This is a genomic window from Acinetobacter sp. Swhac1, assembly GCF_013390985.1.
GTDB classification, from domain to species: domain Bacteria; phylum Pseudomonadota; class Gammaproteobacteria; order Pseudomonadales; family Moraxellaceae; genus Acinetobacter; species Acinetobacter towneri.
This window is the reverse complement of record NZ_JACASN010000017.1, coordinates 31,122-45,626: the sequence shown is the minus strand read 5'-3', so window position 1 is coordinate 45,626 and position 14,505 is coordinate 31,122. Positions and strand designations below refer to the sequence as shown.

General features: G+C 42.7%; 14 protein-coding genes and 3 pseudogenes. 2 read left to right on the top strand and 15 right to left on the bottom strand.

The window, feature by feature from the left end; genetic code table 11:
- Position 1: 1 nt before the first annotated feature.
- From HX743_RS09990 to HX743_RS09935, 12 genes are all read right to left on the bottom strand, one after another.
- Positions 2-2,326 carry an MMPL family transporter gene (locus HX743_RS09990; protein WP_178319150.1) on the bottom strand — a complete coding sequence of 775 codons (2,325 nt, stop codon included), beginning with the start codon at positions 2,324-2,326 and terminating at the stop codon, positions 2-4.
- Positions 2,301-2,888: an outer membrane lipoprotein carrier protein LolA gene (locus HX743_RS09985; protein ID WP_234115011.1), complete on the bottom strand. Its 588-nt coding sequence runs from the start codon at positions 2,886-2,888 to the stop codon at positions 2,301-2,303. Before HX743_RS09985 ends, HX743_RS09990 begins: the two co-directional genes overlap by 26 nt.
- Positions 2,889-2,949: 61 nt before the next feature.
- Positions 2,950-3,369 (bottom strand): thioesterase family protein, encoded by a 420-nt coding sequence (locus HX743_RS09980; protein ID WP_005090845.1) that lies wholly within the window; start codon positions 3,367-3,369, stop codon positions 2,950-2,952.
- Between the two features lie 9 nt (positions 3,370-3,378).
- Entirely contained in the window at positions 3,379-4,911 is a 1,533-nt protein-coding gene (hutH, locus tag HX743_RS09975) for a histidine ammonia-lyase (protein ID WP_178319148.1), read from the bottom strand.
- Positions 4,912-4,916: 5 nt separating this feature from the next.
- Positions 4,917-5,831 (bottom strand): acyltransferase, encoded by a 915-nt coding sequence (locus HX743_RS09970; RefSeq protein ID WP_127799709.1) that lies wholly within the window; start codon positions 5,829-5,831, stop codon positions 4,917-4,919.
- A gap of 17 nt (positions 5,832-5,848) precedes the next feature.
- On the bottom strand, positions 5,849-6,583 hold the full coding sequence (locus tag HX743_RS09965) for a glycosyltransferase family 2 protein (protein ID WP_070153995.1): 735 nt from the start codon (positions 6,581-6,583) through the stop codon (positions 5,849-5,851).
- 13 nt (positions 6,584-6,596) lie between these two features.
- Positions 6,597-8,258 carry an AMP-binding protein gene (locus HX743_RS09960; RefSeq protein ID WP_178319147.1) on the bottom strand — a complete coding sequence of 554 codons (1,662 nt, stop codon included), beginning with the start codon at positions 8,256-8,258 and terminating at the stop codon, positions 6,597-6,599.
- Positions 8,259-8,336: 78 nt separating this feature from the next.
- On the bottom strand, positions 8,337-8,891 hold the full coding sequence (locus HX743_RS09955) for a septation protein IspZ (RefSeq protein WP_005090850.1): 555 nt from the start codon (positions 8,889-8,891) through the stop codon (positions 8,337-8,339).
- On the bottom strand, positions 8,888-9,136 hold the full coding sequence (locus HX743_RS09950; RefSeq protein WP_005090852.1) for an acyl carrier protein: 249 nt from the start codon (positions 9,134-9,136) through the stop codon (positions 8,888-8,890). Before HX743_RS09950 ends, HX743_RS09955 begins: the two co-directional genes overlap by 4 nt.
- A 9-nt stretch (positions 9,137-9,145) precedes the next feature.
- The gene (locus HX743_RS09945) at positions 9,146-9,406 is read right to left on the bottom strand and encodes a phosphopantetheine-binding protein (protein ID WP_005090854.1); all 261 of its coding nucleotides are present in this window, start codon (positions 9,404-9,406) and stop codon (positions 9,146-9,148) included.
- Complete coding sequence (locus tag HX743_RS09940) at positions 9,399-10,202, bottom strand: 1-acyl-sn-glycerol-3-phosphate acyltransferase (RefSeq protein WP_151730684.1); 804 nt, start codon at positions 10,200-10,202, stop codon at positions 9,399-9,401. Before HX743_RS09940 ends, HX743_RS09945 begins: the two co-directional genes overlap by 8 nt.
- Positions 10,196-10,816: a beta-ketoacyl synthase chain length factor gene (locus HX743_RS09935; protein WP_151730686.1), complete on the bottom strand. Its 621-nt coding sequence runs from the start codon at positions 10,814-10,816 to the stop codon at positions 10,196-10,198. Before HX743_RS09935 ends, HX743_RS09940 begins: the two co-directional genes overlap by 7 nt.
- A 205-nt stretch (positions 10,817-11,021) precedes the next feature.
- On the opposite strand from HX743_RS09935, the pseudogene HX743_RS09930 reads away from it, so the two are divergent.
- Positions 11,022-11,885, top strand: a pseudogene (locus HX743_RS09930) (IS3 family transposase); the annotation flags it as partial.
- Here the strand turns inward: HX743_RS09930 and HX743_RS09925 are convergent.
- Both HX743_RS09925 and HX743_RS09920 read right to left on the bottom strand, forming a co-directional pair.
- A pseudogene (locus HX743_RS09925) lies at positions 11,884-12,268 on the bottom strand (transposase); the annotation flags it as partial. The pseudogenes HX743_RS09930 and HX743_RS09925 sit on opposite strands and share 2 nt — an antisense overlap.
- Positions 12,269-12,431: 163 nt before the next feature.
- The gene (locus HX743_RS09920; RefSeq protein WP_070153988.1) at positions 12,432-13,097 is read right to left on the bottom strand and encodes a flagellar biosynthesis protein; all 666 of its coding nucleotides are present in this window, start codon (positions 13,095-13,097) and stop codon (positions 12,432-12,434) included.
- 326 nt (positions 13,098-13,423) lie between these two features.
- Between HX743_RS09920 and HX743_RS09915 the strand changes: the two are divergent.
- Positions 13,424-13,699: pseudogene (locus tag HX743_RS09915) on the top strand (integrase core domain-containing protein); the annotation flags it as partial.
- A 245-nt stretch (positions 13,700-13,944) separates the two neighbouring features.
- Here HX743_RS09915 and HX743_RS09910 read toward each other — a convergent pair.
- The gene (locus HX743_RS09910) at positions 13,945-14,430 is read right to left on the bottom strand and encodes a hypothetical protein (RefSeq protein WP_178319146.1); all 486 of its coding nucleotides are present in this window, start codon (positions 14,428-14,430) and stop codon (positions 13,945-13,947) included.
- Between the last annotated feature and the right edge of the window lie 75 nt (positions 14,431-14,505).

Sequence of the window (14,505 nt, the reverse complement as noted above, 5' to 3'; positions counted from 1 at the left end):
CTCAGCTCTTTGGCTGATATTGTTGAACCACCACATGTTTCGCATCGGAGGATGTAAAAATTGTGGCATAAATAAATGAAAAAATAACGCCCAGCAACACTGTTAGGCCAAAACTGTGAATGGCATAAGTATGACTAAAGGACAGCAAACCAAAACCAAAGAACGTCGACATCATGCACAGAAACAAAGCCATACCCACCACTTGTGGATGATCATGTCCATGGCGGTAGAAAATAGCATAATCCACCCCAATTCCAATGATCAGGAAGGTACCCATAATGCTGAATAAATTAATCTCGACACCCAGCCATGCTTGAATCGCAAACGTGGTCATTAAGGCCATGCTGACAGGCAACACCAAAGGCAGAATGGATTTTTTGCCATACAGTGCCCCTAAGCCAATGGCTAAAATCAGCAAAGCGCTGAGTAATAGCCACTGTGCCTGCTCACGGTGTTGTTTAAACAATTCAGACAGTTGATGAACGGGGCGTAACAGTTGTACATCCGCATTTTCAAGCTGTTGCACGGCTTTGACGTCATGCACATTTTGCAGCATCACCAAACGTTGTGTCGGACTCATCTGCAAAAAATGCAGAGGATGATCTTTAAAGACCGCTTCGGTCAATAACGGTTGGTCTTTTAAATGCGCTTGCCAGTTTAAAATATCCGCTGCGTTGAGCTGCAACGCTTGCGCATATTCCACTAAAGCCGGCTGAGGAATCGCCTGTAACATTTCAACATTCTTTTTTTGCTGCTCAAGCGATGGAATCCACTGCCCTAAAGCTTGAACAGCATCCAACTTGCCAGCCTGTTGCAAGGACGCAAGCTCTGCCAGTAGTTGCTGTTCGCGCTGCTCCAACTCTGCTGAGCTTCTGCCCCGTACCACAAAGTATTCGCTGCTTTGCTGCTGCATAAAACGAGAACGAATATATTGATCTTCCTGCTTTAAAGTGGCATCCATACTTTGTAAATTACGGATGTCATCATTGCTTTTCAGCAAGGTGAGACTACTACCCGTCACCAGTACAATCAATGCAATCATGCCATAACGTAGCTTGTTGTGGCTCTGCACATAACTACGCGCTTTGCCAATAAAGCCCAGTGCACGTATCGCAGGTTCCGCATTCAGCGCAGGCAAACGTGGCAGCAATAAAATACTGGTCACCCATGCGGCACTCAGTCCAACCATAGAAAAGACTGCAATCTGTTTAAAGCCCGGAAATGGGGTAAAACTAAGCACCACATAGGCCAATAGCGTGGTCATTAACCCCACAAATAGACTCGGCAATAACGGCTTTAGAACAGTAAATCCATCGATCTGTCGGTGCTGAGACTGCATGGCCATGAAGTAAAATGAAAAATCGACACAGACCCCAATCAGACTGGCCCCAAAGACCAGTGTCATCAGGTGAATTTCGCCAAAAACCCAATAGGTCACAGCAAAGGCCACCAAGCTGCCTGTGCCGACTGCAACCATTTCCGTCAGCATGGGTCGTATCGAACGGAAGCCAAACCAGACTAGAAGCAAAATCCCGATGGTCGAACCCACTCCAATGGTGGAAATTTCCTCTTTGGCAGAGTTAGTGCCGAACTGTGCAAACAGCAGCGTACCTGTCCAGTGCGGTTTGACCTGCAACTGGTTGAGTTGCTGATTGATATTTTGGATAAATGCAGCGGTCTGCTCTTGGTAGGCAATGTTATAGGGGCTATTATTGAGCTGAAGTACCATCAGGCGCGAGATGCCCTGCTCATCACGAATCGTGGCAAAGCCCTGCTCTAAATTGATATCGGCATTGCTTTGTAAAGCACCTAACCCCACTGCATAGCGCGGAAACAACAGCAAAGGATCTTGCTTGAGCATTTCAGCCGTGATTGGCATGCCCGGACTCATCAGTTGTAATAAGCCCTGCTCTGTCAGTGCGGTATGATCCTGCCCTTGCAAAATCTGCTGATCTGACTTGGATAATAGCCCTGCTTTGTGCTGATACAGTGCTTGGGCAAATTGATCGGGGTCAAGCTGTGGACGAACAGGTAAAAACAGTTGACTTTGATTAGCTTGGGTTTTAAGTGCTCGTGTTGCCTGTTCTAATTGCTGATCCGTTTTGGCATCCAACACCACAAAAATTTTATCATTTAACTGCTGACTCACATATTGCTGTGCTTGTTCCAGATGAGCATCTTGATGAGCCTCAGGCAGCAAAGCAAAGATATTGGTTTCAATCTTAATGCCTTTATTCAGCCAAGCCGCGCCCAGTGCCAAAGCAATGACACACAGCACCAACAACCACAGAGCGCTAAATTTATTTTGCCAATTGGAAAAGCGCATTTTCCGCAGCCGTTAAAGTTTGAGGTTGAGCCGTTTGCTGGCTAAAACGAATGATGGTGCGGTTATTGGCTTGTTCCAAAATGGTAATACGGTCCACATAACGCTGACCTTGCGCATCGACTTGGACAAAAAGCTTTTTAAATAGACTGCTTTTCGGCGTTAAGCTGACATTCCACTGCGTTGGGCTATAGTTGGCGGACACCACATTAAAGTTCTTAGCGAGTGCTGCTTCGTTACCCGACATAAATTGTAAAAACATCGTTGCAACAGAGCCATATGGAGTTTTGTCGACTTCAATTTGACTGGAAGTACGCTGCGTCTTTTGTATCAACTTACGCGGTGTCACCACCAAATCGGCTTTGACTGGACTTTGAATTTGCCACAGCACGCCTTGGTTTTTGCTGAACAGCACCGTGCCTTTAGACACATAAGTTTTATTCAGAGCTGCCAGTTTTTTCTGCTGCTCAAATTGGGCACGCACCACAGGCGTTACGCCAAGCTGAGCAAATACCTGCTTCAATTCAGTATTTTGTGCATTCGCTGTGGGAGCAAGCAAAGTCATCACACTGGCTGTACACGCAACTAAAATCATCTTAGAGAATTTGTATCGAATCATGCTTGCATTACTCCGCCTTAAACTCAGGCCATGCATTTAAACAATCCAACAACACCTGTGGGGATTGAAAACACATTTCACGTTTTTCAATATGAACTGCCACTTGCGAAGTAAAGCCCTTGGTCAACTTTCTACCCGAGACCGCATCAAAAATCAGATATTCAATTTTCAAGCGATTTTCCCACTCTTTTAAAACAGCGCGCACACGAATTTTCTGTTCAAATTCGATGCCTTGCACATAGCGCACATAGCTTTCAATGACAGGCCATGCATAGCCCGAGTCGCGCATTTGGTTATAGTTATAGTGAAATTGATCTAACAGTTTGCAACGTGCAATTTCAAAATATTTTAAATAATGCCCATGCCACACCACATGCATGGTGTCGACGTCATGAAAAGGCACTTCAATAATTACATCAGCATACATGCTCATTTCCTATAAATATTGAACAGCAATGCTGTCTAACAGTTCTAAATGATCAAAACGATTGACCAGCGTTTGAAGCTCTTGTTGCAAAGGACGATCTTCCGCTACGTAGGTGAAGCTCTGAAGCACCCAGTGTTGAAATGCTCTTAAAACAGGGCTGAGTTCTGTATCTACACCTTTAAGTTTAACTGCTTGAACTGCTGCACAACTGAGTGCTGCAATCACTTGTTCGGTCAGAGTAATGACACGGCTAGCATCACGTGCGGCAATGGTGCCCATACTGACTTTGTCTTGATTATGACATTCGGTTGAACGTGAGAAAATCGACGCAGCGAGTGTCTGTTTCAAGGCTTCTGCCGTCCATGCCGAAACCCCGATTTGCACTGCTTTAAAGCCATGATTCAACGGTAACCGCTCAGGACTTGAACCAGTTAAATTACGCGGTAAACCATTGTTCATTTTATAGTCCACCAACTGCGCCAACTGACGATCCATCAAGTCAGCAATATTCGCGATCATAATTTTCAGGCTGTCCATGGCTTGGGCAATATGTCCGCCATAGAAATGTCCACCATGCAGTACCCGCAGGTTCACTGGGTCAATCAAAGGGTTGTCGTTACTTGAATTCAGCTCATTTTCAATAAACTGACGCAGCCAGACTTTAGAATCTTCAAATACCCCAATCACATGCGGCGCACAGCGCAATGAATAACGGTCTTGCAGACGTGAACTTTGGTGTTCGGTTTGTACTTCACTGTTTAACCAGTCGCGTAACTGCGCTGCAATATGTTGCTGTCCTGGATGTGGTTTCTGCGCAAATAGGACTTCATCAAAATGGCTTGGATTCCCTTCTAAAGCCAAGACATTCAGGGCAGTAATCAAAGTACTGGCAAAAGAAATCTGTTCGGCCTTTTTATAATTCAGGCAGGCAATCGCGGTCATAACCGCTGTACCATTCATCAGGGCTAAGCCTTCTTTAGGACGCATCACCAAAGGCTGTATACCTTTTTCGGCATACACTTGTGCAATCGGCACAATCTGGTCTTGATAGTACACATCACGCTCACCGACCAAGGCCCCAGCGATATAAGACAAAGGGGTCAAGTCACCACTGGCACCGACCGAACCCTCCGATGGAATCACCGGAATCACATCTTCATTCAGCATCCAGACCAACCGCTGCAACAAGGTATGCGAGACACCCGAATAGCCGCGTGCCAAAGAACATAAACGGACCACCACGACAGCACGTGCGGTAATTAAGTCTAAGTTTTGCCCCATGCCGCAGCCATGGAAACGCGACAAATGCAGCGGCAGCTCATGCACTTGGTGGGCTGGAATTTCAATCAAGCACGAGTCTCCATAACCCGTGGTCACGCCATAAATGACGCCTTCGTCTTGCAACAGCTGATCGAGGAAATCTGCACCGCGTTGAATTAATGCTGTCCATTCAGCAGAGTTAGGCAATACCACCTGTTTTTCTTTACGCGCTACAGCCAAAACATCTTCAATACTGAGCGGAGTTTCCCCAACAATTAACACAAGACTTATCCTTTATTCCAAAAATTATAAAAATTAAACCATTGATAGGGCGCTCGTATGCAATGCTGTTCCAACAGTTGCACATACTGTCTTGTGGTCTGTTGCATGGCCTGTAAACGCTCTTTACGCGGCCAGTTCAACTGCTCCGCCACTTGATGAATATGCACTTCAAAATGTGTATCAACCCGATAGCAAAACACTGCCAACACAGGAGCTTTCAATAAGCTAGCCAAGATCCAAGCGCCTTGCGGCCACAGCGCTTGCTCTCCTAAAAAAGCAACCGATTGTACACGATCTGACTGCACGGGTACGCGGTCTGCTGCCACAATCACCCATTCACCTTGATCCAACTTATCCTGTAAAATCATTGCTGTTTCAATTCCCAACTCATCCACCGAAACCAAATTAACATCGGCATGTTCATTCAGTTTTTTTAAAAATGCATTGAACTTGGTAGCATGTTTTTGATAAACCAACACATTAATTTTCTGCGGATGCTCTGCTTTGACGGCGCGCAGCAATTCAATATTGCCAAAGTGTGACACCACTATCACCACACCTTTTTGATAGTGCGAACGAAAGTGCGCATGACCATGCAGCTTTAAGTTCTGCTCAGGAATGTGCCCGAGCCAGCCCTCAATTTTATCTAAAATACATTCACCAAATTGCATCAAATGCGTATAGCTGTGCCAAAGCTGCGGCTCAGCCTGAAACGGCGACTGCGCACCTGCAAAATGATGCAATTTTTTTAAGTACAACAGTGAAGCCTGACGCGCAGTATTGGAAAAGAGCCAGTACCATAAAATCACAAAGTATAAGATGACTCGGCACAGCCAACGCCCACCCAAACGGTAGAAACCCAGCATCAGCATTAGCGGTAACATCCCGCCCCGTTCTTTCACGGCGCTCCATTTCTGCATATATTTCTCTGACCGCCTTAACCTTTGACTTTCTGATAAATCAGTTTGGGGAACCGCAGCAGCATGCCACCCAACAAGCGGCTGTGCGCGCGCGCCATGCCCAAATTGTCACGCCACACATCAAAATGTGAAATACCACCTTCAGGATAAATCACATGCGTGGGCAGATTAATAAACGGCACATTGTCCCATTTCAAACGCACTAAAATTTCCGAGTCAAAGCCCATCCGCGGTTGAAACTTGGCAGTGTTTAGAATGTTCACTGTCTGCGCTAGAGGATAGACACGAAAGCCACACATGCTGTCTTTAATCTCAAAAGACAGACTGTTAATCCACACCCAAATATGCGTTGCATAACGGCCATAGAGACGTTTTTTGGGAACAGTCGCATCAAAGATCGGCTGACCAATAATCATGGCTTCGGGGTGCTGGATAGAGGTGTCTAAAAAGCGTTGCACATCCTGCCAGTCATGTTGTCCATCGGCATCGAGTTGCAAGGCATGGCTATAACCGCATTGAAAGGCATGCTTGAGCCCCGTGATCACCGCCTGCCCTTTCCCTTGATTGTGGGTATGTTCAACCAAATCGACCCTTGGATAGTCCTGCGTAAGCTGATGTAATACCGCCGTACAATCGGCATCACTGCCATCATTCACCATAATGATGGGTAACTCAAAAGCGCTTAAATGTGACAGTAACGCAGCCAAATAATGTGGATGGTTATACACAGGAATCACAAAGCAGTGTTTCATTTTTTCTCTCGGCTTAAACGTCTGAAGGGATAGCAAACAGCAAACGTCCTGATGCCAATATTTTGTGATGATTTTTCAGCTCAAAACTGACCTTATGCGCTTTACGGCTGAGCACCAGTTCCACCGTATGATAGGGTTGGATCAGTCCTTGAAATTTTAATTGCTCAAAACCATTGCACCACAGTAAATCCACCCAATTTTGTTTGGCAAAATGCTGGATAAAACCAATTTGCCCTACGCCCGGATAAATCGGAAAGTTCGGAAAATGCCCTTTAAAGCATTCCAGCTCAGGCACAAACTCCAAAGCATAACTGATCTGCATATCCTGAGACTGCTGTGTCAATACCACAGGCAAGGTCATCGGCAGAAAGAGTGATTTTAAATACTGTTTATTCAGCTTCGATTGTGCATTTTGTGGCATTTGCGTTAAGAACCGCCACTGCCGCGGAATCGCGATACTTTCCAGCTTCTGTTGTAATTGTTTTTTCAGCTGTGCGGTAAAGGCAGCTTTGCCCTTTTCGATAAGCAGCACCCTTGCATCCACTGTCAGCACCGCTACCACCGCCAAAATCTGACGCTGTTCTTTTTCATGAATTAAAACATGGCACTGCTGTATTTCTGCCAACTCAGCGATTTTCACTTCAATCGCATCGAGACTTAACCGCTTTTCTTCGAGTTTGACAATACGGTCCAAACGCCCCAATAGTTGGAATGGACTTTTGGGATTATTTGCATCCACGACCTGCACTTTATCTCCAGTCAAAATCCAATCCATGCTAAAGGCATGATTGGTTTTAACGGCTAACTCTTGTTGCTCGGCGCAGTTAATTTCGACATTGGCAAAGGGAGTCCATAGCGCATCATCTGCCTGACGGTGAGCAATCCCGCCTGTTTCAGAACTACCAAACACTTCGGTAATGGGACGGTTCAGCAAAGGACGCACGCCTGCATCCAACTTTCCACCAGAGGAATAGACCCGATGGCAGTCTTGCAACACTACATCTGTGGTCCAGCGCTTCAACAATGCAGGACTTGAAATGAGGTAATTGGGCAGTTGCAAATGGGCAATTTTCTTTTGAAGATCAACCACATCTTCAGGGAAAGCCAATTGTTTCTGATAGAAACTGCGTCCACTGGCTAAAGGCCACAACAACTTAAACAGCAAACCATAAATATGTTGATGGCTCACCGTAGCAATCGCGATCGCCTGCTCAGGCAAATCAAAACTGGCTTCTAAACCACAGACTTCATTGAACAATTGTTGCAAGGTGCGCGGAATCTTTTTCGGCTGCCCTGTTGAGCCCGAAGTATAAAAATACAGCTGTGCCTGATTGAGAAAGGTAGCATCAAATTGAAGCTCAAAAGTTGGCGTGGCTGTCGACGGCAAACGTTGTAAAAAATAAATCTGCTGTTCAGCCAATTCTTTTTCTAAGTCACTGACCCGATGCGGCGGCAACAGCACTTGCTTACCTGCTTGTAAGGCTGCAAACAACAATACTAAAAACTCATAACTGTCTTCTTGCCAAAGCGCCCATACTGGCTGTTCCAACTGCTGAATTTGCGTAGCCTGTAAAGCTACATCCAACCAAAAAGTGTGAAAGGAAACAAAACTTGAGTCCGCATGAATACACAAGGGACGCGATGAATGGAGATGGTGTTGAAAATGACAAGACATAAAATTTGTTTTTAAAAACCGTATTTCTAATCGCTATAGTTCGAGACCACTGTTTCAGCTGCCCTGACGGAAATGCTGTTATTTCTGTGCCTGATGCAGTCGTTGCTGGCGTTTACGCAACACAAATTCACCCAGCAATAATCCACCCATCAAGACATAAGAGATCAAGCCGTTATACATCACCCAAATTTTCATCGGTGCAAAGAAAACAGTGATCAGGGCAATGACCGCATTGATGCAAAAAAAACCACACCAAACTTTGGTCACTTGACGGGTCCATTCGACTCCTTCTTCTGGCAGATTAGGCTCTGCCAAACGTGCAAAACGCTCAATCATTGAAGGCGGTCGAATCAAGGTGCTGGCAAAAATAAACAGCGCCCCAAGACTCATAAAGACAGGATAGAGTTTAAGCCACGCATGATCTTTTAAAATCAAACTCAGCCCGCCACATAAAATGGCAAAACCTGTCAATGGCCACAGCAGGGCATTGCCCTTACTCAAGAGACGTAAAATGCCCAGTACAATCAATACCGCACTGACCCAGACATACTGTCCATGTGCCAAAGCATAAGCGACAAAAAAAGGATAGAGGATCAAACCGATCCCTGCTACCCCTTTTAAGATGTTGTTCATGCAACTGACATATTCTGAATCACGACCACCACATCTTGAATGGTGCGCACATTTTTAAAATCTTCAGGGTTGACTTGTTTGCCTGTCAACTCTTTAATTTTTACCACCAAATCAATGGCATCAATACTGTCAACATCGAGGTCTGAAGCTAGGTTTGACTCTAATTGCACATCTTCAGGCGCAATTTCAAACAACTCTTCCATCCATTCACGTAATTTTTCTAACACGGTTTCTTGTGCAAGCATAGCAACCTCTTATGCTGTTTTCTGTGCTTCAACCAAAGCCACTAAGCTTTGAATTGATTTAAAATGTTCTTTGGTTTCTGCAGACTCTGCATTCAAATGAATGCCATAACGTTTTTTCAATGCCAAGCCTAATTCAAGGGCATCAATCGAGTCCAAACCTAGACCATCGCCAAACAAAGGCGCGTCTGTATCAATGTCTTCAATACTGATGTCTTCAAGGGCAAGGACATCAATAATCATTTGCTTTAATTCATCAGCAAGATTAGTCATTTAGGGATAACTCTTGGTTAAAAAACCATTGTAATTGTTGATTTAATTGACGTACATTTTTTGGATTAACCGTTACGTCATCCAATACGTCTTCCACTTGGATCGCATCCAAGACTTTTACATGGATATGAAAAGGCTGTTCTGGAATGTGATACCATTTTTCGTTTTTGGTGAGTGTCGAGGGCGTACAGCTAATTAGCACAGGCCGAATCGGTACCCCTGCCCTTAGTGCAATATTGGCTGCGCCGCGCTGAAACACGTTCAACTGCTCACCTTTTGCTGTTCTTGTTCCCTCAGGAAAGATCAACAAGGACGCGGCATGATCCTGCTGCAATTTGTGTACACAGTCCTGAATAAATTGTTCAGAACCCGCATTTAAAATATATCCCGCACTTTGCACAGGACCTTTGGTAAATGGATTTGACCACAGTGCCTGCTTAACAACACAGTTTGCTTCCTCCATTAAACCAATTAAAACCACCACGTCAATCAGTGTCGGATGGTTAGCAATCACCAGCTCTTGTTGGCTGTGCTGTAGCTTATCTAGACCTTCAACCGTATAGGTCATAATGCCCAGTTTTACCATCATCTCCGTAAAACCTTTGAAACTGTGCTTAATGACTTTTTGAGTGCGCTGTTTGCGAACTTCTGGGTCTTGTGAACTCAACTTGACGATTGGTGCAATCAAACCACCAATCGCCACGCCGCCTAAGCCAAAGCTGGCAAAGCTAAACCCTGTCGCTCCAACGCGCCATGCATAGTTTGCTTTTTGCTTGATGCGATTTAATTTCAGCATTTCATCCACGCTTCAGATTCAGTTTGCTCAGGATTAGTCCAAAACGTGTTAAATGCTAAAGCTTGCTGATAGGCTGGCGTTGCATTCGTATGCTTTGGCGTCAGTATCAAATTTGCAGGCGCTAATGAAATCATCGCTGCCATCGCAAAAGCAGAAAATGGTTGATGCTCGATATACATTTCTGGCAAGGCTTCATCGTAATACACCAGCAAAACATGACCGGCTTCAGGTATTGTTTTTAGCCACGCATAGGCTTCAATCAACCCATCATTCCACGAACCCGCCAAACTGGTCGCAGGGGTCGCATCCTGACATAAAATGGAATAAAGCCCGGAAATTGCATTATGCACCGAGGTTGAAAACTGCGTTGGTGAAGGCGTTTGCTCGCTTAATACATCTTCTAAGATATTTAGTGTTTTTGATTCATCGCCATATTGCGACACCCACACAATATAATCGACTTTGTGTGTATTTAAAGTCTGTATTGCACTATTCATAGCCAGCTTTGCTAGGCGCGATAAGCGCCGGCGTTGCATCGCAGGAATGTGTTGTATAGCTGATAACACTTGATCAATCGAACTTAGATTTAAGTGGGACACGTGGAGTTGCATCATCATGATCAGTAATTAAAAAATTGACAATTATCAGGTGTGTAATTATAACACCGAGTTAAATTTTTCACAAAAAATAACAAAACCATGTTGTTTTCAAAAATAAAACTGTGAAATCCATTCAATTATCAATTGCTGTATGCTGAAAAAACAGGAGGTTTTAACTTGGTAAACTATACATACTCATCAGGAGTTTACCATGAGCTAGAAACACAAGACGTATACGGTAGAACTTAAATCTGAAGCCATCAAAGCATTAGAAGCCAATCAAGGCAATGTACCCGAAACAGTTAGAGAACTCGGCATTTCCATGCAGACCCTTTCGCATTGGAACAATAAGGCAAAGGCAGGGACTTTAGCTGGTACTAAACAGTATTCACCTGACCTAAACGCTTTGCTCGAAGAAAATAAGCAACTTAAACAAACAGCTTAAATCCGCTGAAATGGAACGTAAATTTCTAAAAAAGGCAGCAGCGTACTTTGCCAAAGTACGTCAGTAAGGTACGCCTATATGAAATCGCAAAAACACTGATTGCCGATTATTTTGATGGCACGATTACTTCATGTATTAGTTTCACACTTTTATAATTGGCTAAAACGAGGTGTGAATAAACGATTAGTTCAGCGAAATCAACAAACAAATTTGGTCAAAATAGCGCACAAATAAACGAAACAGAGCTATGACTATATTCGCTTAACCAAGCATTTACAGGCTCAGGTCGTAAAAATTAGTACATATGCAGTATGTCAGATAAAAAAGTTAAATCAGCTGCATTGTAAGTACCACAAACGTTTCAAAAGAACGACGAACAGTGACCATAACTGAGCGATCTATCCAAATTTGCTTGAGCAACAATTCTCAATGATTAAACCAAACCAAGCGTGATTGAGTGATATTACGTATATATGGACGACTGAAGGCTTGTTGTACTTAATAGTTGTAAAAGACGTTTACACGAAACAAGTGGTTGGCTACAGCTTAAATGAGCGTATGACAGCCAAGCTTGTTTGTGATGCATCGAATATGGCTATTCACAATCAAAAACCAGCTAAGGACCTCATTGTACATTCACAAACTTCATGCCTGTAGAGTCTACGAGTAGATGAAGCCCATCACTGTTTTTCTGATAACTAATTGCAATATCAATATGCTTTTGTCTTCTACAAAGCATACTGTAATCTGGTGCTGTCCAATCCAATCCGCAAAGTTTAATTAAGTTTTGAACAAAGCCAGTAACCCTGTGTAAAGTGAGTCTAAATAGAGATTTGATCATCAAATACATTGAATCGCTATGTCGGAGTAAGTTTTACTTAGACCTTATTTGCCTTGCGGTTCTGCATGCCATTGTGTTTTTGGATCGAACCAAATGTCAATATTCCCACGATTAAAGAGTGCTTGGTTATATGCTGACCAATTGGTTGTGCGGTAGTGATTTTGTATGTAAGCTTCTTCATTTGAAAATTATATTGCTGAAAAAGCCTTTACAGATAGGTTTGTGCAACAAAGCCTATGTGAAGTTGAATGTAGACTGGGAAATCTAACAGATAGATAAAATGATAAAGCTCTTCTAAAAGAGCTTTATTCTAAGAGTCTATAATTTGGATCTAAAATGATTTATTAGGGGGTAACTTTAGGCAAAGATAAAATTAATTTAGCTTCATAGTCATTCAAAACATTATCAATATTTTCAATCCATTTTGTACCATTGGCTACCTGTGCTGATCTAACAACTTTGCTGTAAACGTGAATAGGTTCAGCTGGCGATTTCTTCGTATTGAAGATATCGGTATCAATTTCAGAATGGATTTTAATAGATGCAAATCCTGGCTGGAACCAAGACCAGAATTTATTAATTTTAATATTCAAAACTAGGTCTGCATTCGCCCGATTGGCAGCATTATCTTCAAGAACTTCATAGCCTGATTTCTTAAGTGCTAGAGTTGTACGTTTCTTTAATAATTCAGAAACCGTTTCTTTCTCTAAAAGAATATCACCTAAAGCTTTTCCATAACCGTTACGCTTTCGAGCTACAGCTTTTGCTTTTTCTTCAGCCGTAGCCTTTGCTAAACCACCTTTTAAAGATGGGATATCAGCAGTTGGTGGTTTATCTTGAAAAGACCTTTCATCTTCAACAAGTGCAATAATCACTTTTTTAGAATTACTGGCCTCTTGTGTAGAAACTTGATTAGAGGTTGGAACTTGGATAAGTCCACGAGATGTTGCACATCCTGAAAGTGTAGTGATTAACAACCCAAAAGTTAGTATAAGAAAAAAATGTTTCACAAAAATCCCTCAATATTTATATAGTTAGGTAAAACTTCATAAATATAAAGAAATAGCGCAAAGATTGAAAGATAATTATTCGTATTAGTGGGAAAGTGTTTAAGTTTTGAACCGTACCGGGTTTTTCGGAGACTTTTTTATTTAAGTTAGGCCACCTGACCTAACGGGTTAATCTTATCATAGTACATCGAGCACCATATCTGTATTCATCCGTGTAGATACTTTCCATCCAATAATTGCTCGTAAGAACACATCAAGCTAACAAAGGAAAGCCACCTCTAATGGCTGCTTAACCTCTACTTTTAACTTCGGTTATTTATGGGAGGATTACCGAAGCAGCAAATTTACGAGCATCAGTCGGTACGACCGGTGATTCATACGATAATGCTTTGGCTGAAACAGTGAATGGCTTATACAAAACAGAGGTGATTGAATATTTAAAAGCAGATTGGCAAGGTTTAGCGGATGTACAACTTGCGACATTAAATTGGGTAGATTGGTTCAATAAAGAGCGTGTACATAGTGCACTAGGTTATGTGCCACCTTTTGATTTTGAAGCAATGTACTATGATAAAATTAATCCGTTAGGTCAGGTGGCCTAACTTAAATAAAAAGTCTCCGACAAACCCGGTACGGTTCACTTGCACAGACTAAAAGTCTTAGGTCTATTACAAACTCTACAATTTGCATATAGTGGAAGCTAATCACTACAACCTCCAAGATACAAGGTCTATTATTTGTGAACGATGATCTATAAGCTAATTAAAGGGTAAATTAATTACACATAATTAAGCAGCGGCAGTCATCAGAATAATGAAATGGGCAATTGTTTTGATCGCTAGCCAAATCATATTACCCTTGAGTTACAACTTTTCCATTCCTTAGCCAATTTAACCCAAGCTTTATTTTCTTTTGACCAGATACGTCTACATAATTCGGTAAGATCATCAAATTGCCGATCTACAGCTCTTGAAACCCCATATTCCCAATGTCCTTCATAAACCCGTGCTTTGGCTAACTCGAATATTCGATCTGCCAAAGCAACATGTTCTTCCACAAATTGTTGTTCTATGATTTCATCATGTGCAAATTTTTGCAAACACGCTTCAGATTGTATGATTAAATCTTCTGTTTCCCCAATCCATAAGGCAAAGCATCGATCTGCGCTTAAACAATCAATAAGTTGTTTAAAGTTTTCAAGTTTCGTCTTAAATGCAAGATTCGCTTTTATTAATGATTCGAGGTATATGAATCGCTCTTCAAATGCATAAGGGTCAATATTTAATGTATCTAAGTAATCTTTAGATTTACGGTGTAGGCCAATTGGTCTCATTTTCCCTCTCATTTTCTGTATATACGACACAGTTAATTGAAATTATTTATTTCACATCTATGGAAATGCTATTCA